This window comes from Mycobacterium sp. (assembly GCF_019243155.1).
Lineage (GTDB): Bacteria > Actinomycetota > Actinomycetes > Mycobacteriales > Mycobacteriaceae > Mycobacterium.
In genome coordinates, this window is sequence record NZ_JAFAUS010000433.1 from 1 (window position 1) to 4,434 (window position 4,434).

A 4,434-nucleotide genomic window follows, 5' to 3' on the forward strand; every position below is an offset into this window, starting at 1 on the left:
AGCGAGCCGAAGCCCATGGTGTAGCCGAAGATGAACAGCAGAATGCCGGCGAATCCGAGCCCCAGTCCGGTCCCGCCCAGGCCACGGGCGAACACGGCCATCAGCACGGCGTCGGCGCCGATCATCATGGCGATGCCCGACAACAGGATTGGGCGTCGGCCCACCCGGTCGACCAGGAGCACGGAGGTGCCCACGGCCATCAGGCCGGCGACCTGAACCAGCGCCGGCAGCGCCAGTAGCGCGAAATTCCCAGTGAACCCCATGGCTTCGAAAATCCTTGGGCTGTAATAGATGATCGCGTTGATGCCGGTGATCTGGGTCAGAAAGCCGAGCGTGATCACGAACAGGGTGGCTCGCGAGTACGGCGCTCGCAGCATCTCGGATACGCGGCCGCTACCCTCGCTGACAGCGCGGGCGATCTCGGCGAGTTCGGATTCGACGTCCGCGGCGGGCTCGATGCGCTGCAGCGCGGCGCGGGCGTCGTCGGCCCGGCCCTTGAGCACATACCACCGGGCCGTGTCGGGCATGCGAATCACCAAGGGCAGCAACAGCGTTGCAGGGATGGCGGCCAGCCCGAACATCAAGCGCCAGCTGTGGGAGCCGGCCAGCAGATACCCGGTCAGGTAGCCGATGACGAGTCCGCTGACGATGGCCAGTTGGTAGGCGGTCAGCAGCGACCCGCGCACGGCGGCCGGAGCCGATTCCGCCACGAACACCGGAACGACCACCACCGATACCCCGATGGCCAGCCCGAGCAGGAAGCGGGCCAGCAACAGCATGGGCTCCGAAACCGAGAGCGCGGCAACCAGCGCGAGCGTCGCGTATGCGACGAGTACGCCCAGCACCGACTTCTTTCGTCCGATCGTGTTGGCCAGCACGCCGGCACCCAACGCTCCGGCGATCTGGCCCAGCACCACCATCGTCGTCAGCAGTTCCTGTTGCCGCGTGCTCAAACCGAAATCCTCGGTGACGAACAGCTGCGCACCGGCGATGATCGACAGGTCGTAGCCGTAGATGACCCCGACGCTGGCGGCGGTGAGCCCGACCAGCAGGCCCCGCGAGCGGGCGGTCATGGTGTTCAGCGGTGTTGCGGTCGGCGGTTCATCGAGCGTGCGGCCATGATCAAGCTAAACACGATGACTGCGCCGATGACGCCCACACCGACCCGGACGGGGAGCGCATCCGCCGACGGCAGTACGCCGCCCGCCTGGGCGCTGCTGCCTGACTGGTCCGCGGCGTCGTGCTTGGTCGGCATCAACGAGCGGTCGGGTTCGACCAGCGTGCCGACCTGCGTGCCCTGCGGCGTGCTGAAGCCGTAGTCCAGCAGGTGCGCCGCCTGCTCCCACGGCGCGATCGGTACTCGGGTCCCGTGCAGCAGCACCGCCATCAACCGTCGCCCGTTGTGATTGGCCGCCCCCACGAAGGTCTGGCCGGCGTCGTCGGTGTAGCCGGTCTTGCCGCCCAGGGCGCCGGGATACTTGTAGAGCAGCTGGTTGTCGTTCTCCAGCTCGTAGCCGGGATGGTCACCGTGACCCGGGAAGTCGAACGTGCGCGTCGCGACGATGTCGCTGAAGGTCGGGTTCTGCCACGCGTAGCGATAGAACAGCCCGATGTCGTAGGCCGAGGTGCTCATGCCGGGGCCGTCGAGCCCCGACGGCGTCGCGGCCCGGGTGTCCTGGCCGCCGAGCTTGGCGGCCAGCACGTTGATCTTCTCGACGGCCTGCTGCATCCCGCCGAGCTGCATGGCCAGCGCGTGTGCGGCGTCGTTGCCCGAGTGCATCAGCAGCCCGTGCAGCAGCTGGTTGATGGTGAACATGCCGCCCTCGTCGACACCGACCTTGGTGCCCTCGGCGGCGGCGTCCTCGGCGGTTCCCGGAACCGACTTGTTCTCGTTGAACGCGTTGATGGATGCCATCGCGACCAGGACCTTGATGATGCTGGCCGGTCGGTGCCGCCCGTGCGGGTCCTTGGCGGCGACGACGGCGCCGCTGTCCAGGTCCGCAACCAGCCACGCGTCGGCGGAGACGTCGGTGGGCAGCGGCGGAGTTTCGGGCGCGGCGACGATGCCGCAGCTGCTCAGCGCCTCGCCACCGACGGGTTTGGCGGGCACCGCCAGCGGGGTCGGCGGGTCGCCGGCCTGGGGCGCCTCCGACGAGTCCACCGCGGCCGGTGGGCTGACCTTGTACGGACACGCCGGCGCGGCGTTGGGTTCTGCGGTGGGCTCGGCCCCGGCGATCGGCGCCGCCAACCCGGCCGGGACGGCCATCAGGAAAATCGCCGCTGCCAGGCATGATGCGGAACGTATCACGGTCATCGTCTGTGCACAGTAAGCGATCGCCGGCCCAAATCCGGGGAGCCGCGCTGTGACTGGTGGGACAGATGTTACGAAATTTCGACGCGCGGATACGGCGCTTAACCCCTAGACTGACGGCTATTCCAAACGGTGGGTTGTGGTCTCAGTTGCGGTCCCAGTTCCGGGGTTCCCGCGATGGCGATGGCGCGTCGGGTCTCCGGCCGCTGAATGATCTGCTCACGCAGGTCGAGAAGTCAACGCAGGTCCGGCGCTCGGGGCTCGATCAGGTGTTGGTGGAACTGCAGGCGCATCGTGACGCCGCGACCGATCCCGCCCTGCGGTCCGCGCTCATCTGGTTGTGCAACGCACAATTGCGGATTGCGAACAACCCGACGCCGGCCCACTCGCGCGAGCTGCTGCTGGCCGCTTACGAGGTCAAGCGGGTCCTCGCTACCACCGGCGGCTAGCGGCGATCACAGCGCGGTGGCGGCCAGCTCCACGTGAGCGATGGCCGGGAAGTTGATCGTGCCCATCCAGAGCTTGCCGGCCGACTCGACCAGGCCGGTGACCGAGCCGAAGTCCGCCTGCTCGGTGCGCAGTCCGGCGACGGCCGCACCGCTGTCCGGGGCGACCGCGACCACCCAGACTTCCGGCTTGATCCGTGGCTGGAGCCGCTCGGGCAGTCGCCACACCACCTTGCGGATGATCGGGGCCCGCGGGAACAACGATTCCAGCGCAGGGTTCATCTCGGCGACCAGCGCGGCCCAGATCCGGCCGTCGGCACCGGTGGACAGGTTGTCGGGCATGCCGGGCAGGTTCACCGCCAACGGCGTCACCGATCCGGCCCGCGGCCCGGTCAGCCAGTACTTCGACAGCCGCCGCGCCTGGGTCTCGGCGAACACCAGCGCCGACCCGTCGACCGTCGGCGTCACCCCGTTGGCGAAGTACAGTCCGTCGACCAGCGTGCTGACGGCACCGCTGGCGTCGAGCCGGTACAGGCCGCCGGTGCCGCGCGCCTCGACGATCGGGGCGGTGAACTGCTCGAAATGATAGTCGCTCGTTGACTCGGTGAAATAGATTGTGCCGTCCGGTGTTTCGGTGACGTTCGAGCAGAACTTGAACCGCCTGCCCGCGACTCCGTCGGCAAGGACATGCAGCATGCCGCTGGCCGGATCGAGCGCGAGCAGCCCACGATGGCTGTCGCAGATCAGGACTCGGCCGTCGCGAGCGATGTGCAAGCCGAGCGGTCGCCCGCCGGTGTTCGCCACGACCTCGGGCTCGCCCCCGTCGGCCGGAATCCGCACGATGCGCCCGTCCTCCAGGCCGGTCCACAACTGACCGTCGATGTCGACGACGACGTCTTCGGGCCCGTTGCCGGGAACCGGGACGACGGTGACGCGCGACGTCGGCATGTCCGGCAGCGGGTCGACCGGTGGCGGCTGCCACCGGACCGGGTGGATACGCGGCTTGCGCATACTCAAGGACCTTAGAGCCGCCAGGCTCCTTAGGACCTTAGAGCCGCCAGGCTCCCTAGGACCTTAGAGCCGCCAGGCTTCCTCGGTGAGCACGCTGCGCAAGATGGCCTCGATGGTGTCGAATTCGGTCTGCCCGCTGATCAGCGGCGGCGCGAGCTGGATGACGGAATCGCCGCGTTCGTCGGTGCGGCAGTACAAGCCGGCCTCGAAGAGCCCGGACGAGACGCGGCCGAGCATCGGGCGCCGTTCGGCGTCGCTGAACTTCTCCTTGGTCGCCTGGTCCTTGACCAGTTCGACGCCGTAGAAGTACCCCTCGCCGCGCACGTCGCCGACGATCGGCACGTCGTACAGCTTCTCGAGAGTGGCGCGGAAGGCCGAAGAGTGGTGTTTGACCCGGTCGTTGAGGCCCTCGCGTTCGAAGATGTCGAGGTTGGCCAATCCGACGGCGGTCGACACCGGGTGGCCGCCGAACGTATAGCCGTGCGGGAACATGGTTTTGCCGTCGTTGAACGGCTCGAACAACCGCTCGCTGGCTATCATCGCGCCCAGCGGTGAATAGCCCGACGTCAGGCCCTTGGCGCAGGTGATCATGTCGGGGACGTAGCCGAAGTCGTCACACGCGAACATCGAGCCGATCCGGCCGAACGCGCAGATCACCTCGTCGGA

At 68.0% G+C, this 4,434-nt stretch carries 5 protein-coding genes; 1 reads left to right on the top strand and 4 read right to left on the bottom strand.

The genetic code is table 11. From position 1 onward, the window contains the following. A partial coding sequence (locus tag JOZ00_RS22265) for an MFS transporter (RefSeq protein WP_293348119.1) occupies positions 1–1,073 on the bottom strand: 1,073 nt, incomplete at its 3' end. A gap of 5 nt (positions 1,074–1,078) precedes the next feature. After that, entirely contained in the window at positions 1,079–2,314 is a 1,236-nt protein-coding gene (locus JOZ00_RS22270) for a D-alanyl-D-alanine carboxypeptidase (protein ID WP_293348122.1), read from the bottom strand. Between the two features lie 203 nt (positions 2,315–2,517). On the opposite strand from JOZ00_RS22270, the gene JOZ00_RS22275 reads away from it, so the two are divergent. Next, the gene (locus tag JOZ00_RS22275) at positions 2,518–2,760 is read left to right on the top strand and encodes a hypothetical protein (RefSeq protein WP_366022387.1); all 243 of its coding nucleotides are present in this window, start codon (positions 2,518–2,520) and stop codon (positions 2,758–2,760) included. Positions 2,761–2,766: 6 nt separating this feature from the next. Here JOZ00_RS22275 and JOZ00_RS22280 read toward each other — a convergent pair whose 3' ends face one another. Together JOZ00_RS22280 and JOZ00_RS22285 are read right to left on the bottom strand one after the other, a co-directional pair. Continuing rightward, entirely contained in the window at positions 2,767–3,768 is a 1,002-nt protein-coding gene (locus JOZ00_RS22280) for an SMP-30/gluconolactonase/LRE family protein (RefSeq protein WP_293348128.1), read from the bottom strand. 63 nt (positions 3,769–3,831) lie between these two features. Continuing rightward, the coding region (locus JOZ00_RS22285; protein ID WP_293348131.1) for an aminotransferase class III-fold pyridoxal phosphate-dependent enzyme at positions 3,832–4,434 on the bottom strand (603 nt) is incomplete at its 5' end.